Annotated in this window: 16 protein-coding genes and 1 riboswitch; of the genes, 11 read left to right on the top strand and 5 right to left on the bottom strand. The window is 36.1% G+C overall.

The annotated features are described in order from the left end of the window. Positions 1-28: 28 nt before the first annotated feature. The 5 genes from ACT5E3_RS19300 to ACT5E3_RS19280 all read left to right on the top strand — a co-directional run bounded on the left by ACT5E3_RS19300 (position 29) and on the right by ACT5E3_RS19280 (position 6,351). Positions 29-748 carry an ABC transporter ATP-binding protein gene (locus ACT5E3_RS19300; RefSeq protein WP_444995189.1) on the top strand — a complete coding sequence of 240 codons (720 nt, stop codon included), beginning with the start codon at positions 29-31 and terminating at the stop codon, positions 746-748. A 14-nt stretch (positions 749-762) separates the two neighbouring features. Next, positions 763-3,129: an ABC transporter permease gene (locus tag ACT5E3_RS19295; protein WP_444995188.1), complete on the top strand. Its 2,367-nt coding sequence runs from the start codon at positions 763-765 to the stop codon at positions 3,127-3,129. After that, complete coding sequence (locus ACT5E3_RS19290) at positions 3,129-4,355, top strand: efflux RND transporter periplasmic adaptor subunit (protein ID WP_444995187.1); 1,227 nt, start codon at positions 3,129-3,131, stop codon at positions 4,353-4,355. Before ACT5E3_RS19295 ends, ACT5E3_RS19290 begins: the two co-directional genes overlap by 1 nt. Before the next feature lie 65 nt (positions 4,356-4,420). Further along, the gene (locus tag ACT5E3_RS19285) at positions 4,421-4,939 is read left to right on the top strand and encodes a GNAT family N-acetyltransferase (protein ID WP_444995186.1); all 519 of its coding nucleotides are present in this window, start codon (positions 4,421-4,423) and stop codon (positions 4,937-4,939) included. A gap of 146 nt (positions 4,940-5,085) precedes the next feature. Next, entirely contained in the window at positions 5,086-6,351 is a 1,266-nt protein-coding gene (locus ACT5E3_RS19280) for a VWA domain-containing protein (protein ID WP_444995185.1), read from the top strand. Positions 6,352-6,426: 75 nt separating this feature from the next. On the opposite strand, the gene ACT5E3_RS19275 is transcribed toward ACT5E3_RS19280, so the two are convergent. From ACT5E3_RS19275 to nfuA, 3 genes are all read right to left on the bottom strand, one after another. Next, entirely contained in the window at positions 6,427-7,959 is a 1,533-nt protein-coding gene (locus ACT5E3_RS19275) for a hypothetical protein (RefSeq protein WP_444995184.1), read from the bottom strand. Positions 7,960-8,162: 203 nt separating this feature from the next. Next, positions 8,163-9,086 carry a VanZ family protein gene (locus ACT5E3_RS19270; protein WP_444995183.1) on the bottom strand — a complete coding sequence of 308 codons (924 nt, stop codon included), beginning with the start codon at positions 9,084-9,086 and terminating at the stop codon, positions 8,163-8,165. Between the two features lie 627 nt (positions 9,087-9,713). Next, positions 9,714-10,289 carry a Fe-S biogenesis protein NfuA gene (nfuA, locus tag ACT5E3_RS19265; protein ID WP_444995182.1) on the bottom strand — a complete coding sequence of 192 codons (576 nt, stop codon included), beginning with the start codon at positions 10,287-10,289 and terminating at the stop codon, positions 9,714-9,716. A gap of 395 nt (positions 10,290-10,684) precedes the next feature. Between nfuA and ACT5E3_RS19260 the strand changes: the two genes are divergently transcribed. From ACT5E3_RS19260 to ACT5E3_RS19250, 3 genes are all read left to right on the top strand, one after another. Beyond that, entirely contained in the window at positions 10,685-13,270 is a 2,586-nt protein-coding gene (locus ACT5E3_RS19260) for a M14 family metallopeptidase (RefSeq protein ID WP_444995181.1), read from the top strand. Further along, on the top strand, positions 13,271-13,849 hold the full coding sequence (locus ACT5E3_RS19255) for a GNAT family N-acetyltransferase (protein WP_444995180.1): 579 nt from the start codon (positions 13,271-13,273) through the stop codon (positions 13,847-13,849). A 149-nt stretch (positions 13,850-13,998) separates the two neighbouring features. After that, entirely contained in the window at positions 13,999-16,404 is a 2,406-nt protein-coding gene (locus ACT5E3_RS19250; RefSeq protein ID WP_444995179.1) for a zinc-dependent metalloprotease, read from the top strand. Positions 16,405-16,554: 150 nt separating this feature from the next. Here the strand turns inward: ACT5E3_RS19250 and ACT5E3_RS19245 are convergent, their stop codons facing one another. Together ACT5E3_RS19245 and ACT5E3_RS19240 are read right to left on the bottom strand one after the other, a co-directional pair. Then, positions 16,555-16,728, bottom strand: coding sequence for a hypothetical protein (locus tag ACT5E3_RS19245; protein WP_444995178.1), 174 nt, complete (start codon positions 16,726-16,728; stop codon positions 16,555-16,557). A gap of 318 nt (positions 16,729-17,046) precedes the next feature. Beyond that, positions 17,047-17,787 (bottom strand): helical backbone metal receptor, encoded by a 741-nt coding sequence (locus ACT5E3_RS19240; RefSeq protein ID WP_444995177.1) that lies wholly within the window; start codon positions 17,785-17,787, stop codon positions 17,047-17,049. A 250-nt stretch (positions 17,788-18,037) separates the two neighbouring features. Here ACT5E3_RS19240 and ACT5E3_RS19235 point away from each other — a divergent pair, with 250 nt between their 5' ends. The 3 genes from ACT5E3_RS19235 to ACT5E3_RS19225 all read left to right on the top strand — a co-directional run bounded on the left by ACT5E3_RS19235 (position 18,038) and on the right by ACT5E3_RS19225 (position 19,581). Beyond that, positions 18,038-18,598 carry a cob(I)yrinic acid a,c-diamide adenosyltransferase gene (locus tag ACT5E3_RS19235; protein WP_444995176.1) on the top strand — a complete coding sequence of 187 codons (561 nt, stop codon included), beginning with the start codon at positions 18,038-18,040 and terminating at the stop codon, positions 18,596-18,598. After that, a complete protein-coding gene (locus ACT5E3_RS19230) occupies positions 18,591-19,007 on the top strand; it encodes a hypothetical protein (RefSeq protein WP_444995175.1) in 417 nt (138 codons plus the stop codon). Before ACT5E3_RS19235 ends, ACT5E3_RS19230 begins: the two co-directional genes overlap by 8 nt. Before the next feature lie 163 nt (positions 19,008-19,170). After that, a complete protein-coding gene (locus ACT5E3_RS19225) occupies positions 19,171-19,581 on the top strand; it encodes a hypothetical protein (RefSeq protein ID WP_444995174.1) in 411 nt (136 codons plus the stop codon). A 176-nt stretch (positions 19,582-19,757) separates the two neighbouring features. Further along, positions 19,758-19,975, top strand: a riboswitch (cobalamin riboswitch). The last annotated feature ends 54 nt before the right edge of the window (positions 19,976-20,029 follow it).

The raw sequence follows: 20,029 nt of genomic DNA, 5'->3' as shown, positions 1-20,029 counted from the left end.
TTAGTGAATTATTGGCTTTAGGTGTGAAATGAAGCAGCAGAAAATGACATATAGCTTTAAGACAGAATCATTGAAAAAGACTTATGTTTCTGGTGAGACTCAGGTACATGCGTTGCGCGGGGTCGATATTGAAATTCCCAGTGGTGAGTTGATTGTTATGCTTGGACCTTCAGGAAGTGGTAAGTCTACTTTTCTCAATATAATAGGAGGGCTTGATCAAGCGACTTCTGGGCATGTTTTATTTAGAGGTCAAGACTTAGCAGCTTTAACTAACCGTGAGTTGACCTACTATCGACGAGAAAACATTGGTTTTGTTTTTCAAGCTTATAATCTAGTACCCAGTTTGACTGCTTTAGAGAATGTGGCTTTAGTCACTGAAATAGCACCAGATCCTATGGATCCTATGGAAGCATTGGAAATTGTGGGACTTAAGGAAAGAGCTCGACATTTTCCTGCGCAGATGTCAGGTGGTGAGCAACAGCGAGTAGCCATTGCTCGCGCGTTAGCAAAGCAGCCAGAGGTGATGTTATGTGATGAACCTACCGGAGCATTAGATAGTGCAACAGGTATTGTTGTATTAAAAGCTTTAATGGCAGTCAATCAAAAGTATGGCACTACCTGCATTATTATTACGCATAATGCTTCCATCGCTGAGCTGGCGCATAGAGTTATTTATTTTGCTGATGGCAATGTGAGTCAAGTTAAAATTAATGAATCTAGAAAATCACCCGAAGCTATTAACTGGTAATAACGGACAGAGTGATGATTAGCGCTTTAAATCAAAAACTATTGAGAGATACCTGGAATATAAAAGGTCAGATGGTTGCTATTGTTTTGGTAATGGCTGCAGGGATCGCCGTATTTATTATTACATTTGGCGTATTAGATAGCCTTAAGCTGACTCGAGATACTTACTATGATCGTTATCAGTTTGCTGATGTATTTGCTTCTCTTAAACGAGCGCCAGAATCGGTAAAACAGCGTATTAATGAAATTGATGGGGTGTCTGTGGCAGAAAGTCGGGTAGTCTTTGGAGCTACTTTACAAATGCCAAAGATGAGTGAACCAGTGACAGGAAAAGTTATTTCGTTACCAGATAGTCATTCTCCTTTATTAAACCATTTATATCTTCGTTCAGGAAGAATGTTATACCCCAATGAAGAAAGTGCTATCTTGGCAGATGAAAGTTTTTTTAATGCCCATGAGTTAGAGTTAGGCGATAAGATATCCATCATTATGAATGGATATAGAAGAAACTTGAAAGTTGTTGGTGTTGTGCTTTCTCCTGAATATGTTTACAGCATGGCACCTGGTGCATTGATGCCCGATGGAAAACGCTTTGGCGTTTTTTGGATGAGCAGGCGCTCTCTAGAAGCTGCCGTTAATATGAAAGGTGCGTTTAATGATATCAGTTTAAAAGCTGATAGAAATGCCAATTTAGAAAAAATAAAAGAACAAATTGATGACATTTTAAAGCCATATGGTGGTTTGATTTCTTACGCTCGAGATGAGCAAGTCTCTAATTTTTTTGTGGAGAACGAATTAAACCAATTGAACAGCATGGGGATTTTAGCTCCCATTATCTTTTTAAGTGTCGCAGCTTTTTTAATTAATGTTGTGATGTCTCGTCAAGTTGCGACTCAGCGTGAGCAAATTGGTATGTTAAAAGCTGTTGGTTACAGTGATATGGAAATTTCATTGCATTTCTTAAAAATGGTTTTAGTCATAACTGCTTTAGGTTCGTTAATTGGGCTATTACTTGGTGCATGGATGGGAGCTGGTATGACAAAAATGTATACAGAGTTTTTTCATTTCCCAATACTTCAGTATAGTTTTTCTGTTGAAGTGATGATTTTCGCTGTTTTATTTTGTTTGTTGGCAGCAGTAATAGGGACGTTATTTGCTATCCGTAATGCGGTTAACTTACCTCCAGCAGAAGCGATGCGTCCAGAAAGCCCTACTGAGTTTAAGGAGACTTTTTTAGAACGATTGGGCGTGCATCAATACCTTTCATTTTTAAGCAGAATTGTGTTGAGACAAATTGAAAGAAGACCGGTAAGAGCTCTGTTTTCTGCAATAGGTATGGCGTTAGCTTTATCTATTTTAATATTTAGCTTTTTTATGGAAGATTCGATGAGTTATTTAATGGATGTTCAATATGATATGACACAAAGAGAGGATGTTAACTTTTCTTTTTCTGAAGCGAAACCAATTAAAGCGGTTGAAGAAATTAAAGCAATGCCCGGTGTATTAGCTGTTGAGCCCGTTAGAAATGTGTCAGCATACTTAAAGTTTAAACATTATAAAAAAAGAGGTTCAATTACAGGTTTAGTGCCTAACTCTGATTTATATCGGGTGATTGATGATCAGCTTAAGGCAGTACCAATGCCGCAAAAAGGTGCTGTGATTAATAAAAAACTAGCTGAAATATTACATATTAATATTGGTGATTTTTTAACCGTTGAAGTGCTCGAAGAGAAGCGGCCCGTTTTAAAAATTCCTGTCGTTGGTGTAACGCCTGAGTTTATTGGTATGGGTGTTTATATGAATTTTTATGAGTTAAATCATATTCTAGATTCACCACCTAAAATGACTGGTGCATCTGTAATGGTTGATCCTACTTATGCGGCTGTATTGTATAAAAAATTAAAACAGATCCCGGCAATTATGGGATTAAATATTGTGTCTGTTTTAAGAAAAATTTTTGAAGACACAATGGCCGAAAATTTACTTAAAATGGTATCTACTAATATTTTGTTTGCTAGCTTTATTAGCTTTGGAGTAATTTATAACACGGCTAGAATTGCTTTGTCAGAGCGTGGCAGAGAGTTAGCCAGTTTAAGAGTCTTGGGGTTAACGCGAAAAGAAGTTGCTTATATTTTATTTGGTGAGCTAGGTTTGATCACATTGGTTTCTTTGCCGTTAGGAATTTGGTTTGGAAATAGCTTGGCTTTTGGAATGACTGCTTCAATGGAAAGCGAGCTTTTTCGTATCCCTTTTCAAATTAATCATAGTACTTATGGTGGAGCTGCATTAATTACTTTAATGAGTGCAGTTTTATCTTTTTATTTGGTATGGCGTCAAGTTGATCAAATTGACTTGGTGAGTGCACAAAAAGGAGTCGAATAGTGACAGTAAAAACATTTAAGACGATATTAAAAATTGTGTTGTCATTAGCTTTTTTAATTTTATTGGTTTATGCATTTATTCCTGAACCACTAAAGGTAGATATGGTTAAGGTAGGCAAAGGTGATTTACTCGTGACTTTAGAAGGAGAAGGAAAAACTCGAATTCATGATATTTATACTGTATCAACACCAATTGATGGTCGTATTACTCGAATTGATAGTGAGCCTGGTGATATAGTGACAGCAGGAAAAACTATTATTGCAAATATGTATCCTGCTAACCCTCGTTTTTTAGATAAGCGTTCTGAAACACAAGCAAAAGCAGATGTTGACGGCGCTAAAGCGGCTCTTGCATTAGCCAATGCTAGAGTAAAACAAGCTAAAGCTCAGCTAGAATATGATCAAGCGGATTACAAACGTACTCAAGAGTTATTTAAAAAAAATAGTGTATCTAAAGCGACGCTTGAAAGAGCTGAACTTCGTTTAAAAACATTAAAAGCAGAGCTGGAAACCGCAGTATCTAACAAAGAAGTGATGCTTTCTCGTTTACAAGCTGCTAAGGCTAAACTATTACAGCCTGAAGAAGCTAAACTTGCTAGCCACTCTTCAGTGAATAATTTAGAAGACAACTGCCATATATGCATCCACTCTCCAGTAGACGGTCGTGTACTTCGAATACTTCATAAAAGTGAAAGTATTGTTCCAGTAGGTACTGCTTTAGTCGAAATTGGCAACCCTAGTGATTTAGAAATTAATATTGAAATGCTATCAACTAACGCTGTTAAAGTAAAAGCTGGGCATGAAGCGTTAATAAAACGCTGGGGAGGAAACCAGGAGATCCGAGCGCGCGTGAGAGTGGTGGAGCCTTCTGGTTTCACTAAAATATCAGCACTTGGTGTTGAAGAACAAAGAGTTAATGTAATTCTAGATTTTGTTGACCCTATTGAAAAGTGGGGGGCTCTTGGCGATGCTTTTAGAGTTGAGGCTGCGATTATCATTGAACGTGCTGAAAATGTCATTAAAGTCCCTTTATCTTCTTTATTTAGGCAAAATGAAGTTTGGTCTGTATTTAAAGTTGTTGAGGGTATTGCTGTATTGCAATCTGTTGAAGTTGGCAGAAGAAATGATCGCTTTGCAGAAATTGTTTCTGGTTTAAGTGTTGATGATATTATCATTACACATCCGAGTAATAATGTTAGTGAAGGCGTAAGTGTAGAAAAAAGATAATTGAGTCCATTATAGGTCAGTATTATAAATAAAGTTTATATTATGGGATGGCAGGATAAAAAATAATGAAAGATATTGTTTTAGAAACGGAGCGAATGTTTTTGCGTGCATTTACACTCAATGATGTGGATGCCCTATTTTTATTAGCGACTATACCTGAAATTATTCGTTATACAGGTAATCAACCGCTAAAATCTAAAGCTGAAGCTAAAATGTATTTACAAAAACATCCGCTTAACGATTATGAAGTTTATGGCTATGGCCGTTTCGCTTGTGTCTTTAAGGAAACCAATCAAGTTATTGGTTTTAGCGGTATTAAGTATTTAGATGACATTAATGAAAATGAGTTGGGTTATCGATTTCTTCCTGAGTATTGGGGGAAAGGTTTGGCCACGGAAGCGGCTATCAGCGTTATTCAATTTGCTAAAAAACAGTTAAAGTTAACACGCTTGGTTAGTGTGATACATCCTGATAATCAGGCTTCTAAAAATGTTGTGATGAAGCAAGGTTTTAAATATGAGAAAAGCTTACCTTTTGAACTTTTTAACGATGTAGAAGCTGAAATATATAGTCAATCGATTTAAATACAACTAAAAGCATTACGGATAGGTCTTATTGTAAACAGAATGTAAAATTTTTAAGTGAAAACTTTACTTTTTAATGTCTAATTTTATCCATGAGGTTAGCTTAAACTGGCCTTATTGTTCAGTTAAATGAAAAGGTAAAGTTTATGCTATTAGTTAAAAAACAGGTAAAAACAGAGCTATTCAAAGGTTCTAATTGTGTCGTTGCGGCGATTATTAGTAGTCTATTGTTTACAGGCTCTACCTGTGTTCAGGCTACAACAATTAATCAACAATTTATTGTTAAAAAAACAAGTGACCATGTTATCTCACCTAATAAACTTAATACGCAAGTGATCAGAAAACCACATTATCAACCAAAAATACAATTGGCTATTTTATTAGATACTAGTGGGAGTATGGAGGGGCTTATTGACCAGACTCGCAACCAAATCTGGCAGGTGGTTAATGAGTTTTCCACAGTTAAAAGACAAGGCGTTACACCTATTTTAGAAGTGGCTTTATTTGAATATGGCAATGATGGAAACCCTAAGAGTAATGGATTTGTTCGTAAACTAAATAATTTTACTCGTGAGTTAGATAAAGTTTCTGAAGGGTTGTTTTCATTATCTACAAATGGCGGAAGTGAATTTTGCGGAATGGCTATACAAGCTGCCGTTAATGGATTGCAGTGGAGTCAATCAGACAAAGATATTAAAACTATCTTTATTGCTGGCAATGAAGCTTTTACTCAGGGACCTGTTCATTATCAAGCCGCTATTAATTTGGCTAAACAGCAAGGCATTTCAGTTAATACTATTTTTGCAGGTAGCTATAAAGCGGGTATACAGACAGGGTGGCAGTCTGGCGCTTTACTTGCTGGTGGGGATTATATGAGTATTGATACTGAGCAAAAAGTATTTCATGTTGATGCTCCGCAAGACAAAAAAATTGCAGAATTAAATAACCAGCTAAATCAGACTTATATTCCTTATGGAAAGGCTGGTAATGCAAGTGTTGAACGTCAAATAAAACAAGATGAAACCAGTAATGGAATTTCTTCGGCTTTATTAGCTAAGCGTGTTAAGTCAAAGTCGTCTTCTTTTTATAAAAATAGTAGTTGGGACTTGGTTGATGCGCTAAGTGAAGGAAAAGTAAAAGAATCTGAATTAGGTGAAATACAAGATGGTAGTTTGCCTGAGCCGATGAAAAAAATGACCGTTAAAGAGCGTAAAAATTATGTCTTGAAAAAAGCAGAAGAACGAGAAAAGGTTAAGAAGGAAATTGCTTCGCTCAGTAAAAAAAGGGAACAGTATGTTGCGCAAAAGAAAGCTAAGCAAGTTGCAAATGCGCCAAGTATGAATGAAGCATTAACTAAAGCGATTAAAAAACAAGCTCAAGAAAAGGGTTATCAATTGAATAGTGAAAAGTAATTCTTTGCTCTTTTGTTTAGTATACTAACTCTCAATACTAATATATTATTGAGAGTTAGTGCCTATGAGGGAATGTTATAGGTTTATATTTAAACTACAAACATCATTTGAGCAGTTTATATTTCCATAAACAGAAATAGAGTCTTTGATTTCTAATGCAGTATCTTCATGATATAAAAAAATTGAGATAGATGCATTATCCCAAAAAACATTAGTATGTATTTGAGGAATGTCAGGAAGAGTAAGTGAATTTACACCTGAAGTATTAAGCCTCCAAAAATAAGTTTCATTATTGATTTTTTGCTGTATGTCAACTATAGCATTAGAAAACTGTTTATCATCTTCCAAATTCCAGCTTAAAGTTTTATCGGTAATATCAATTGAAATAAAAAAGCTTTGGTTGAGTTGATCGTCAAAAATACTAGGGGTTTCTGAGTGAGAAAAACTTTTATTAAAAAATAGAGTTTGGTTGTTTTTACGCAATACACTACTAATTAAGTATTGTTCAAAGTCAACCTTATTAGCCCAGTTCATCACATAATCATTTGCTCCTGCATAAAGAACATGGCTACCTAGCAACATTCTTCGGCCATTCTCGGCTACAGTATAAAGCCGCAAGTCCCCATCAGATTTTGCATAAAGCGAAAAAGAAAGTAGGTTAAAGTCAGTTTCAAGTATCGTGGGTTCTATAGTATCTCCATCACTATAATCAGCGCTATTATATATTTGATAAGATAAAAAGTTTTCATTTTCGTCTCGTCTAAAGTAAATTAAATCGTTTATTGAATTGCTACTAGATATGTCTAACATCGCACTGAAATTATCAGGTTCTGAGTAAGATGTTTTCCCTACTAAATTATTACAACTGTTTGATGTATAAAAGCCGGTAGAGTGAATATTTGAGTTTGGCTCTCTATGCCGTAGTTCAACTGTTTTACAATCGTCAAATTTAAATCTACTCGTTGGCGGGTATATCAAATGGTTTTGTGAAGAGTTAACTTTATATTGAGTAAACAGATTATATTGTGTTTCACCATACAGATTGGTTTTTGCGTATGCAGTATAAGAAATATTGTTAGTTGTTTTAGGTATTAGTGCCTGGTTATCAGTGATAGTTACCTCCGTTACATTTTCTCCATTATTATCATGCAAAAAAAGTTTTTCAACAGAGACTGAGGTTTTTTCTTGGCTTGAACTTTTTGCTGAAATGCTTACTTCTAGCATTTCGGGCATTGTTGTTACCGTAAAGTCAGTGATATATTGGCTGACTTGAACCTTACATGTTACGGTAGAATAATGTTCGGTTGATGATTGCATTTTAAAAGAAAGTGTGTCGCTATTATTCACTGTTGTTTGTGTCGTTTGATAGCTTGCTTGGTTTAAAGAGTAGCTACAGCCTTCTACTATTAGCGGTACGGCTTCATTAATGCCCTGTATTGTAATCGTGTTAGATACAATCTCGCTATCTAGCTCCGCCTCAAAGATTGCGTCTATTGAGAACGCATTCGGTGTCGTATCTGGCTGAGGGGGCGTTGGTGAGGTATTTGAACCTCCGCCACATGCGGTGATTAGTATTAATATTATTGATAAAAAACTTGTTTTTTTCATCGCTTTCTTTTTACCTGGCTATTTTATTGTATTAACTTGATAGCATCATAATGCTTTTATGGTGTTGGTGAAAAGTGAAAATATCTAAAATTGTGTATAATGCTTAAGTGATATGTAAGCATCTATGTAAAAATTTTGTTTGTTATTAGTTGGTTGGCTTTATTAATAATAAGCGAATTCTACCAATTGCTTTTTTGTGATCGTTATTTTGAAAGGTAGAGTTCATCAATATAAAACGTCGTTTCCTGCTGCGGGTTTTCCATAAATAAGCTGAATGAAGCAATAGTGTCTAATTGCATTTTTCTGTTTTTAGGTGCATTTTCAACTTCTTGTAATGGTTGTTTCATTAACGTCCATCCTGGTGCTATTGATAGGGTTTTATTAAACCGATCATCAAATTGGTAATTATGTTCTTGATCATAAATTTTAAGGATTAAATTGAATGTTTCTTGGGATGGGTTATAAATACTGAAGTTTATATTTTTGTAACCTTGCCAGTTTCTTATAAAATGGACTAACGAAATATTAGGGTATTCTGCTGGCGATAAGGCTACTTGCATAGAAAATTGGCCTTGCTGTTTTATTTTTTTTGATAAGGTTATAGTTGAGTGTGAATGATGCCATTGTTTGAGTTGTGTAACATTTTCAAAATTGGCTAAAACAGGAAAGTCTTGTTTCATTCTCAAATGTTCATTCAGTGCTAATATGAGTTGGTGTCCTCCTGAAATGCTTAAACCAATGATGATCGAAAAATAAAGCCAATTGATTCTAAGCGTATTTTTTTTATTTAAAAGTGAAAGTGTTAATCCTATATATCCTCCGAGTATGTCATTAATAATATCTTTAATTTCAAAGTTACGTCCAACAAGCAGTTGAATTACCTCTGTTATTAACCCAAATAAAACACAAAATATAAAAGTGAGTCCTATTTTTTGCCAAGTTTTATAGTTAACAACATAAACGGTATGGCTCAGGATGTAAATAACCCCAGCAAATAGAATAAGATGACCTGTTTCCCATAGTTCTTGGTAAACCTGACTAGATTGATTGGGTGGGCTATTGGTAAACAGTAGTCCAAATAATAAGCTGATAGGGAGGTAGAGCCATTTTTTATTTATTTTAGTCAATGCTTATTATCTTCAGTTAGTGGCGCTTGATTTTCAGGTAAGTTATAAGGAATTAATATTGAATTCAATCGATATTGAAAAAAAATTTGCGCATGCGCCACAGCCATATACCAATATACCCAGGTAAAGCATATAAAACATTTAGCCCTAAGCCGAGGCTTAAACAGTAAAATAACCATTGGTTGGAAAAATCACTCGTGAAAATTAATGCGACCAAGAAAAAGAATGCGCCCACTGTGCCGATAACCAACTTCTTTAACTGAGCCTTTGGAGTTAAAGCCATTTGTTTTAATTTGGTTGTAACTGATGACATTGAGTGTTTGGTGTTGATTAAGGTATTTCTTATTATATAGCTAAATCACTATCAATTGGCATAGAGAAAAGTCAGGGATTTTTGTCACTATTAAGGCGCCTGGCGCAGTGCATAGCCGCTCTATGGACAAGTCAGACAACGAAAAGAGCGGCAAAAATAACGGCTTTTATTGTGACAATTTATAGTGATTTAGTTATAAGTAAATGGATGCCTATAAAAAAGATTGAGAAAGAGGGTGATAATGCTGGTTTATCCTATTTTGAAAAGCCTCACTGTTATTGATGAGGCTTTGTTAATTGGTTTGATGAGAGAGACTAGTAGTAAGGATTTTCTCCTAGCTGATGCTCAGTCACATCTTTTACTCCTTTAACTTCAGGGATCTTTTCAAGCAGTGTTTTTTCTATACCATCTTTTAAAGTTACATCGGCCATACCGCAACCTTGGCAGCCACCACCAAATTGAAGCACAACAATTCCGTCCTCGGTAAACTCGGCCAATGATACTTGCCCACCATGACTGGCTAGCTGAGGATTGATTTCTGATTCAAGCAAATAACGAATTCTATCGATGGTTGGTGCATCATCGGCTACTTTGCGTGCTTTGGCATTGGGAGCTTTTAAGGTTAGCTGCCCACCCATATCATCGGTCTGATAATCAATTTCTGCTTCTTCCAGGTATGGAATGCTTTCTTCATCCACATAGGCGTTGAATTGGTCAAACTCTAGTTTTAGATCGTCTTTTTCAACTGCATCGGGGGGACAATAAGAAACTCCGCATTCAGCGTGCGGTGTACCTGGATTGACAACGAAAACTCGAATTCCCGTACCTTCTTCTTGAGAAGATAATAACTTATTAAAATGTTCCTGACCTGCCGGAGTGATATTGATCATTATTAACTACAACTCTATTCGATATATATGAGTATTTTAACAGATTTTTAACCAGATAAACCCACTTAGTTTATAAGGTAATAACATTACTTAGATATAGTGAGTGATAGTGCTGTTTTTAGAAGGAAATTTTTCGGGGACTATAGCAATATATTGAGGATGTCATGAGTTGTTAGGGGACTATAGACTTTAATGAACAGTAACAAATGTTCTATTTGTTATTGATTTGCATACGGATTTTCCCTATTCTCGGGCTTGACCCAATATTATAAATACAATTCGTCTTCAAATATGTTGCTACAGCCTTCAGAGCATAAAGCTATATCAGCTAATGTTGGAGCATGTGTAAAACATTAGAAATAAAGTAAACTGATTATTAGGGACCATCAAATCTTATGATGTCAAAAAGCATTAAAGCAATTTTAATTGGAGTAGTGACTGCTATTTCCAATTTATCTATTGCAACAGAGTTGTCATATTATCTACCAGAAGCCCGGCAATATAAGTCATCGATAGCGAAACCTGAAGAGGTGTTGCACTATCAGGTGGGAGATTGGCATGTTCGTCCTGAGCAGATTTACCAATATTACAGCTTGTTAGCTGCTCAATCTGATCGCGTTAAAATAGAAGTAACAGGGTACACCCATGAAAAACGCCCTCTAATATTGGCCTATATATCATCTCCTGAGAATATTAGGAGCCTTGAAGAAATACGACAGAAACACCTATCTAAAAATCAGCATAAAGATATTCCTGTTATCACATGGATGGGATACAGTGTGCATGGCAATGAAGCAAGCGGTAGTAACGCTTCCTTATTATTGGCTTACCATTATGCTGCTGCTAAAGATGCTAAAACACTCGCTCAATTGGATAAACAGGTTATTATTGTTGATCCAATGCTCAACCCAGATGGCTTGGCACGGTTTGCCCATTGGGTAAATACCTATCAAAGTGATACTGCTAATACTGATCCAAAGGATCGAGAGCATCACGAAGAGTGGCCAAGAGGAAGAACAAACCATTATTGGTTCGATTTAAATCGTGACTGGTTATTGTTACAGCACCCTGAATCACAGGCCCGAGTTGAGCAGTTTCATCGTTGGCGACCACATATACTGACAGATTTTCATGAAATGGGCACCAATAGCTCCTATTTTTTTCAACCAGGAGTTCACTCTCGACAAAACCCTCTGACTTCACAAGCAAATTATAAAATGACGGCAACTATTGGTGAACATCATGCAAAAGCATTAGATAATATTGGCAGTTTATATTATACCAAAGAAAACTTTGATGATTTTTATTATGGTAAAGGGTCTACTTACCCGGATGCTCATGGTTCCGTTGGTATTCTTTTTGAGCAAGCGAGTGCTAGAGGTCATGTACAAGACTCAAACTTTGGTGAGCTTAGTTTCCCATTTGCCATACGTAACCATTTAACCACGTCTTTTTCTACTATTGATGCTGCACAAGCTAATTATAAAGCGCTAAAAAAAATGCGTCTTGACTTTACTAAAGAAACTCAGAAGCTAGCTAAAGCGGATAAAAGTCGCGGTGTAGTGTTTTCTTCTCAAGATCCTTATCGTATTAGCGAGCTACAAAGAATATTAAAAGGACACCAGATTAAATTTTATCCATTAGCGAAAAAAGTAACGATAGATAAAAAAACGTTTGATAAAAATACTGGTTTTATTATTCCCTTGCAACAGCCTCAGTACCGTTTAATTACCTCTATGTTTGAGTCGCGAAAATCATTTAAAGATACTATATTTTACGATGTATCTGCTTGGAATTTTGCACTCGCATTTGATTTAAACTTTGCGTTTGTTGATCGTTCTGATTTTAGCCAGTCATTACTAGGAAAAAAGGTACAAACGATTAATACAACATTACCATCTAGTGATAAAGTTATTGCACTGGCTTTTGATTGGTCTAACTTCGCAAGCGCAAGGTTATTGAGTGAAATGCAGCGTTATGGTTTGAGAGTACAAAGTTTAACTAAACCTACCCGTCTGAAAGGAGAGCAAACTGCTAAAAAACTGAGCTTGGGGAGTATTATTTTACCGTTAAATAATCAAAATATTTCTCGACAAGCAATCTATAAATGGCTTGCTCCCCAGTTGCAGCGTTTGAAAATAGAACCAATTTCAATTACAAGTGGTCTAGCTCTTGAAGGAGTAGACTTGGGAAGCCCTAGTGTTCCTGTATTAAAAGCGGTTAAGCCTTTGTTGATTATTGGTGATGGGGTTTCTAGCTACGATGCTGGTGAAGTTTGGCATTTTCTCGATCAAAGATTAGCACAACCTGTTACCCGGATAACAACTCAGCAATTAACTCGGTTATCATTAAATCAATATACTCATTTGATTTTACCTAATGGCAACTATCGGTTGGGTAAGCCTGTAACGAATAAAATCAAAGATTGGTTAGAAAAAGGAGGAGTGTTATTAGCTCACTCTGGTGGCGCTAAATGGGTGTTAGAACAAGGTTGGTCATCGAGTCATATGAAGGCCTTTGAGCAAACTCACGATACCCGAGCTAAATATGCCGATAAATCAAAGATAGATGCTAAGCATTATGTTGGTGGTGCTATTGGTATGGCTGAAATCGATACGACTCATCCATTAGGTTTTGGTTTGGATGATAACAAGATTGCGGTGTTTAAAAGAGGGCAGCAAGTCTTTTCTGAACCAGAAGAGCCATTTGTTTCTATCGCGCGCTTCACCAAGCAACCTCATGTTGCAGGCTATATGTCGGACTTAGTGAACCAACATATTGCTGACCAAACAAGTATTTTGGTACAAAGTGTTGGGAGAGGGAAAGTCATTTTATTTTCAGACAACCCTTTATTTAGAGGGTTTTGGTTAGGTACTAGTCGAGTTTTTGCTAATGCACTATACTTTTCTGATTTAATTCGAGCACCACAAAAAACAACAAAAAAAGCGGTGTCACATAAGAAAAAGGCTAATGGAGCATAAGTGAAACAATTATACCAATTTAAGCAAAACCAAGTATTAGCCACGCCAACGATAGAAAGTGAGCGAATTTATTTGAGACCTTGCATACCAAGTGATTTTGCGGCTATGTATGCTTATCGTAGTGATCCTGAGAATAGCCGTTATATTTGCGTGCCCGATACTGAAGAGAGGGTCAAACAAGTGGTAACTGAGCATTGTGAGCCTTGGAAATTAGAAGAGCAGAGGTGGAATGGGTTGATTCTTTGTGAAAAGAGCCAGTCTGAAGCTTTAGGTGAGTTTGTCTTTAGAGTTGAAGATTGGGCGCATCAGAGAGCAGAAATTGGTTATCGGTTAAGCCCAGGTTCAACTGGAAAAGGTTATTGTACAGAGGCAGTTAAGCTTTTAGTAGGCTATATTTTTAATAATATAGGTTTTCATAAAGTTGTTGCAAAGTGTGATCCTCGTAATATTGCTTCTTTTAAAGTGATGGAAAAAGTAGGTATGGTAAAAGAAGCATATTTTAAAGAGCATTTTTTAATTGGTGAAGACTGGACCGATCAATTAGATTATGGGGTATTACGAAGTGACTGGAAATATTGATTTTTAGTTTTTAATAGATGTTTGTGTGATTTTCTTGATTTCACTGTGAAAACAATTTTATATTATCTAATAATATTAGTTGGTTCGTTTTTTATGTGTCGTGAAATTAATAAGTTGTACCAACAATAATAATTTATAAGGAACAAATCATGAATAAATTGTTAGTTATCCTTTGGGGTATGTTTATTTGCTCTTTTAGTAGTGTGCATGCCAAAACCTTGGTCGACCTAGAGCAACTTTACGATCTTGATAGAGGGTTTGTAAACATTATTTATGATAAAAAAGAGGATAAAATTTACCTGAAAATAGATAATTTAGGTCAAGATTTTATTTATCAAACCAGCTTGCCTAATGGTATTGGTTCAAATGATATAGGGTTGGATCGTGGCCAGTTAGGTAATACTCGACTAGCTGTTTTTGAAAAAGTTGGCAACAAAGTTTTTTTAAAGCAAAAGCCAACCTTTTTTCGGGCAGAGACTAAAAACAAAAAAGAAGCGCTAGCAGTAGAAGAAGCCTTTGCTTCTTCTATTTTGTGGGGGTTTAAGGTCGTTGATAGCGGAAAAAACTGGGTTTTAGTTGATGCTAGTGACTTTATATTACAAGACATCCATGCCGTTGGTCGCCTTCTTGAAAGAAAAAAGCAAGGTGTTGGTTTTAAAGTTGATAAGTCTCGTTCAGCGATTTATATGCCAAGAACAACAAGTTTTCCTGATAATACTGAACTAGAAGCGACCATTACATTAGTTGGTAAAAAGCCAGGAGTCCATCTTCGAAAGACTGTGCCTGATCCACATGCGATTACCTTAAAAATGCACCACAGTTTTGTGAGATTACCGGATAGAGGCTACAAACCAAGGATTTTTCACCCTAAAAGTGGTTACAGAGCTGTCGAATACCGAGACTATGCACAACCTATTGGTGATGGCATTGCTAAACGATATATTGCTCGCCACCGATTAGAAAAGAAAAAGCCCAAAGCCAACATAAGTGAAGCTGTTAAACCTATTATTTATTATCTGGATCCTGGTGTTCCAGAGCCTGTTAAGTCTGCGCTAATTGAAGGGGCAATGTGGTGGAATCAAGCGTTTGAAGCTATTGGTTATAAAGATGCTTTTCAAGTGAAGATGTTACCTTCTTACGCTGATCCAATGGATGTTAGATATAATGTTATTCAATGGGTGCATCGTTCAACGCGTGGTTGGTCATATGGTAGTTCTGTTACTGATCCGCGTACAGGTGAGATTATTAAAGGGCATGTGACACTGGGCTCGCTAAGAGTTCGTCAGGATTATTTAATTGCTCAGGGTATGATGGCGCCATTTGCACAAGATGAAGAAGACGAAGCTCTAATGAATTTAGCATTAGCACGTATTCGTCAACTATCTGCACATGAAGTCGGACACACCATTGGAATCAAACACAATTTTGCATCAAGTGGGTATGGGCGAGAGTCAGTTATGGATTATCCTCATCCTCAATTCACCTTAAATGGAAATAAGATAGGAGCGCCTAATGCTTATGCTGTTGGCATGGGAAAATGGGATAAAGCTGTAATTGCTTATGGTTATCAAGAATTTGAGCCAGAAGAAGAGGTGGCAGCATTAAAGCAAATTATTGCAAAAAGTGATAAAGAGGGTTTACTATTTATTTCTGATGCCGATGCTAGAAGTCCCGGTAGTCCGCATGCCCAAGCTAGTTTATGGGATAATGGTTCAGACGCTGTGGCTGAGCTTGAAAATATGTATCAACTACGCTCAACTGCTTTGACAAACTTTGGCGCTAAGAGTTTAAAGCGTGATCGTCCGTGGTCTGATTTGCAGGAAATTTTGGTCCCGGTTTATTATTTTCATCGTTATCAAATTGCTGCAGCATCAAAATGGTTAGGTGGCTATGAATATGATTATGCTGTTAAGCGTAATAATCAGCCTGCTCAACAAAAATCAGTTTCAGGCGAAAGACAAGTGCTGGCGTTAAATACGATGTTAAAGTCATTGGAGCCTGAATTTTTAGTATTACGTCCAGAACTGGTTAACATGCTTTTACCTAAGGCTGCAGGTTATTACCGCACACGTGAGTCGGTGAGCAGTGACACGGGTCCAGTGTTTGATCAGATCAAATTAGCCACAGGTTCTGCGCAACATACCTTAGGTCTTATCTTTCACCCCCAAAGGTTAGCCAGATTAATACAGCAAAATGCTGTTGATCAGACCGTTCCTTCAATTGATTCGATCGCTACTGACATACACCAGAAAGTTATTGAGCAAAACTACGATGGTATTCAAGCGAGTATACACCAGTCTGTAGTTGACTTGGTTTATTCTAATTATTTAAATTTGGTCCATGATAAAAGCGTGCCCGCACAAGTTAGGATGCAAGTTTTTGGTGTGTTGTTGAAAGAAAAAGATTATTTATTTAGAAAGTTAACAACCGTCAGAAAGACCTCTAGTTACTATGGTTTTTATGCTTATCAATCTAAGCGTTTAGAAGAGCTTTCTGTCGAAGATAAAGAAAAGTTAATTGACTTACCTAAAATGCCGCCTGGCTCCCCAATATAATGCTCGTTTGGGTTGGTAGGGTTGCACAAAGTAGCCTTACCAAGAGTGGCTGTCGGTTAAAATAGAGTAAAAACGCTATATAGAGTACCAAGCGGCCTTGTTGCTAAATATTGACTATGTATTGCTTATGGCAAAGCTGGCTGGCTATAACTAGTGGGTATATGAGCGCTTATGTTGATTGGTTTCCCAGCTACCAAATGCTAGATCTCTAGCTTCTTCCTTCGTTTTTGTTTGTTTTTCATCTCCATTAAAAGCAACTAGTTGGCTGCCTTCTGGCGCGTTTTCTACTTTAACATTGACTAGTTTTTGCTTTTTGGTTGTCATTTTTACTCTCCTTTAATTATGTGGGTAGTAATTTAACCTCAACTCTGGATAAGGAAATTCAAAATAATTAATAGAATCATTTTTCTTATCCAGAGCTGAGGTTAATTTAGTTCGCTAATTCTGATTTTGCTGGCGGAGATTAGTATAGTGTGAAATTAATCACAATTAATAGCCATCTATAAATAAAAATTATGATTAGTTAGGAGAATATTTTAGAAAAATGAAAAAATGATGAACGAATTCAAAAATAAACTTAAGTTTTAGGCCTGTTTTAACAACATCATTAACCTGAATTTGAGATACTGTATTTTATTGAATCTATTTATTGTCCATGTTTTCTAAAAATTCTAGACTTCTTAAGCCGTACCAAGAAAATTTTTCACCATCAATTAAAGCGCATGCAAAACCTAAGTCTATCATCTCTTTTTTATAACGTTGAAAAGGAAAGGGCTCACTAGAAAATAATAAAAGTGTGTCTTGCCTGGATAGTTGTTCTAATTTGATAACTGGGTATTTATCATCATGCTGTTTTCTGTTATTAGCCAGTCCGCAATAGTCCAACATAGATTGTATAAAAGTGTTATTACCAATAGCCATCCAAGGTTCTTTCCAGATAATATATTCAAAATTGACTTGCTCTTTTGGTTTTTTCCACCAATCGATAATGCCTGGTATATTATTTAAACTTATTTTAGTACTTGGGGAGTGAGTAATTACTTCCCAACGTTTTGCTATCTGCATAAGCTTTGAGTTTTGAATGTGCTTTGCAAGCCTGAATAATTCTGGCGCTACATCACTAATATTAGTAATGTGCAGAGCAAAATAATTAAAGGGGCAAGTATCTGCCATTTGTTTGGTGTTTTCTTCTTTATCTAAGATGACTAAATCAGGTTTTAATGATTTGGATTTTGACCAGTCAATATCTTTAGTTCCACCTATTTTGGGGATATTTTCTATTTGAGGTTGAGGGTGAATACAAAAACGAGACCGACCGACCAGGTCGACCTTACAACTTAATAGGGTTTCTGTTATTGAGGGGACTAGGCTGATAATTTTCATAGAGTGATTTATTTTTAATAAAAGGCTGTCTGGTATAACTCAAATAAGTCATTTCTAAACTTATTCGCAAAAATATAACAAATTGAGAAGCACGAGGTGTTCAAATAATAAACTTTCTTCTTTAGAATACGCGGCCTTTCATATCTGGTGAATAATTAACCAACTGTATAGAGGTTCTTTTATTTAAAGATATGCATTTGAACTGGTTGTACTATTAATTGAAACAGATTTTAACATTAGGCGAATATATATGGGAAATAGGTTATCCAAGCTGGCGACTAAAACAGGTGATGATGGTACGACAGGTATTGGAGGAAATCAAAGATTAGATAAGGATTCTGCAAGGATAGAAGCAATTGGAACAATAGATGAATTGAACTCTGCTATTGGTATGGTTCTTTCGCAGCCAATCGATCAGGCAATAACTGAAGTACTGGCTGATATTCAGCATCGATTGTTTGATTTGGGAGGTGAGTTAGCTATGCCTGGTTATCAATTAGTTGAAGATAAACACCTCAACCAGTTAGATATTTGGTTAGAACAATTTAACCAGCAGCTCCCTCCTTTAAAAGAATTTGTGCTACCTAAAGGTAGTTTAGCCACCGCTAGCTGCCACATGGCACGAACAATTTGTCGACGGGCTGAACGTAGAGTTGTGACCTTAGCAAAAAGTGATGAAATAAATCAATTAGGGAAAATCTATTTGAACCGATTGTCAGATTTATTATTTGTATTTTGTCGTTTGCTCGCCCGAATGGACAGTCAGAAGGAAGAAATGTGGCAGTCAAAAAGAATGGAAAACCATGACTAACTTAGTGAAAAAGACAGATACTTCCCAGTGTTTTGATATTCAAATTGATTTTGATAAAAAGTATGCCTACTTATCTTTTTTTGGCACAGTCTGTTTAAAAGAGTTGGTTGATAGTTTTTCTTCATTAATTCGTCATCCAAAATTTGAAAAAAATATGGCTAGTTGTTTTGATTTTACTCACTCAATTGTTGAGTTAACATTAAACCAAACTGAAATTTTTTACCACTTTGTGAATGGACTACGTGAAACCAGAGGAAATAGTTATCGCTTGGCTGCGGTTTGTGGAGATGAAATGACAAAAATGCTAGTTCAATTTTATCGACTCTATTTGTCACGATCAGAGGTTGACATACAAATTTTTGAACAAAAAGTAACAGCAAAGAATTGGTTAGAGCAATGTGAGTATTAATCAAGTTAATTTGCAGTAACATTTTTAAATTGAACGGTATATGTGAATTGATCTCACATTTAGAGTAACTAATCATTAATTTGACTGATTAAACTTGCTATTTTAGAAGTTTTAGAAAACACTTAAAGATAACTGTCGGACAACTTGTTGTTATAGGCACGTTATGTCAAGTGAGCTACAGAAAGGTTCTGATTATTTGGTCGAGCTTCATTTCAATCGAAGTGGAGGCTTCATTGATGTCATACTTGATGGTGGAATTACCCTCGCAGTCCTAAATGATACTTTTGAGCGCCTTTTGAAACATGCTCGTTTCGAATTTGATATGAATGCTTGTTATGATTTTACTAGGGCTTACCCTGATTTAGGAATGTCCGATATAGGTAAACATGCTTCTTTTGTCTCAAAAAATCAATACCGACGTGGAACACACTATAAATTGGCTTTGGTGTCTAATGACACTTTAGGCACTGCATTACTATCAATTTATAAGTCTTTAATTTCTCATACCCCTATCGATGTTGAAGTGTTTGTAAAAAAAACTCAAGCAATTCAATGGTTAATAGAAGATAGTTAATTACTTACTTAATCTAAATTGAAAACAACCCACTGAATATAAATAAGCTAACTCAATGAAGTGGGTTATTTTTCTTTTATATTTCAATCAATTAAACAGGTGATTTTTGAGCACTTGTTTAATCATTTATCCCGTGTTCAGGTATTTAGTATTCGTCTGAATGATGCTGTGGTATAATCCGCGCCAATTTTCGGTGCGTATTACGCTTAAAAGGGAACGCAGTTAAATTCTGCGGCTGTACCCGCAACTGTAAATAGAGATGAAACAATAATCCACTGATCGTTGCTATTAATAGCTTCATATTGATATAAGCCAATTTAATCAAGCTGATTGGGAAGGAAGTTTCATAAAAGACTCTATAAGCCAGGAGACCTGCCGAGGTAATTGATATTTTAGCTATTCGAGCGGGTTACTCGTTGGTGCAGTGAAAGTTTTTCTGACACTTCTC

This window comes from Aliikangiella litoralis (assembly GCF_052495765.1).
This window is presented reverse-complemented; position numbering and strand designations above follow the sequence as displayed.

Excerpts from the sequence above, each read along its gene's own strand:
- ACT5E3_RS19300 (WP_444995189.1), top strand. The coding sequence starts at position 29 with ATGAAGCAGCAGAAAATGACATATAGCTTTAAGACAGAATCATTGAAA.
- ACT5E3_RS19245 (WP_444995178.1), bottom strand. The coding sequence starts at position 16,728 with ATGACAACCAAAAAGCAAAAACTAGTCAATGTTAAAGTAGAAAACGCG.
- ACT5E3_RS19225 (WP_444995174.1), top strand. The coding sequence starts at position 19,171 with ATGTCAAGTGAGCTACAGAAAGGTTCTGATTATTTGGTCGAGCTTCAT.
- ACT5E3_RS19295 (WP_444995188.1), top strand. The coding sequence starts at position 763 with ATGATTAGCGCTTTAAATCAAAAACTATTGAGAGATACCTGGAATATA.
- ACT5E3_RS19240 (WP_444995177.1), bottom strand. The coding sequence starts at position 17,787 with ATGAAAATTATCAGCCTAGTCCCCTCAATAACAGAAACCCTATTAAGT.
- ACT5E3_RS19250 (WP_444995179.1), top strand. The coding sequence starts at position 13,999 with ATGAATAAATTGTTAGTTATCCTTTGGGGTATGTTTATTTGCTCTTTT.
- ACT5E3_RS19280 (WP_444995185.1), top strand. The coding sequence starts at position 5,086 with ATGCTATTAGTTAAAAAACAGGTAAAAACAGAGCTATTCAAAGGTTCT.
- ACT5E3_RS19235 (WP_444995176.1), top strand. The coding sequence starts at position 18,038 with ATGGGAAATAGGTTATCCAAGCTGGCGACTAAAACAGGTGATGATGGT.
- ACT5E3_RS19285 (WP_444995186.1), top strand. The coding sequence starts at position 4,421 with ATGAAAGATATTGTTTTAGAAACGGAGCGAATGTTTTTGCGTGCATTT.
- ACT5E3_RS19275 (WP_444995184.1), bottom strand. The coding sequence starts at position 7,959 with ATGAAAAAAACAAGTTTTTTATCAATAATATTAATACTAATCACCGCA.
- nfuA (WP_444995182.1), bottom strand. The coding sequence starts at position 10,289 with ATGATCAATATCACTCCGGCAGGTCAGGAACATTTTAATAAGTTATTA.
- ACT5E3_RS19230 (WP_444995175.1), top strand. The coding sequence starts at position 18,591 with ATGACTAACTTAGTGAAAAAGACAGATACTTCCCAGTGTTTTGATATT.
- ACT5E3_RS19260 (WP_444995181.1), top strand. The coding sequence starts at position 10,685 with ATGATGTCAAAAAGCATTAAAGCAATTTTAATTGGAGTAGTGACTGCT.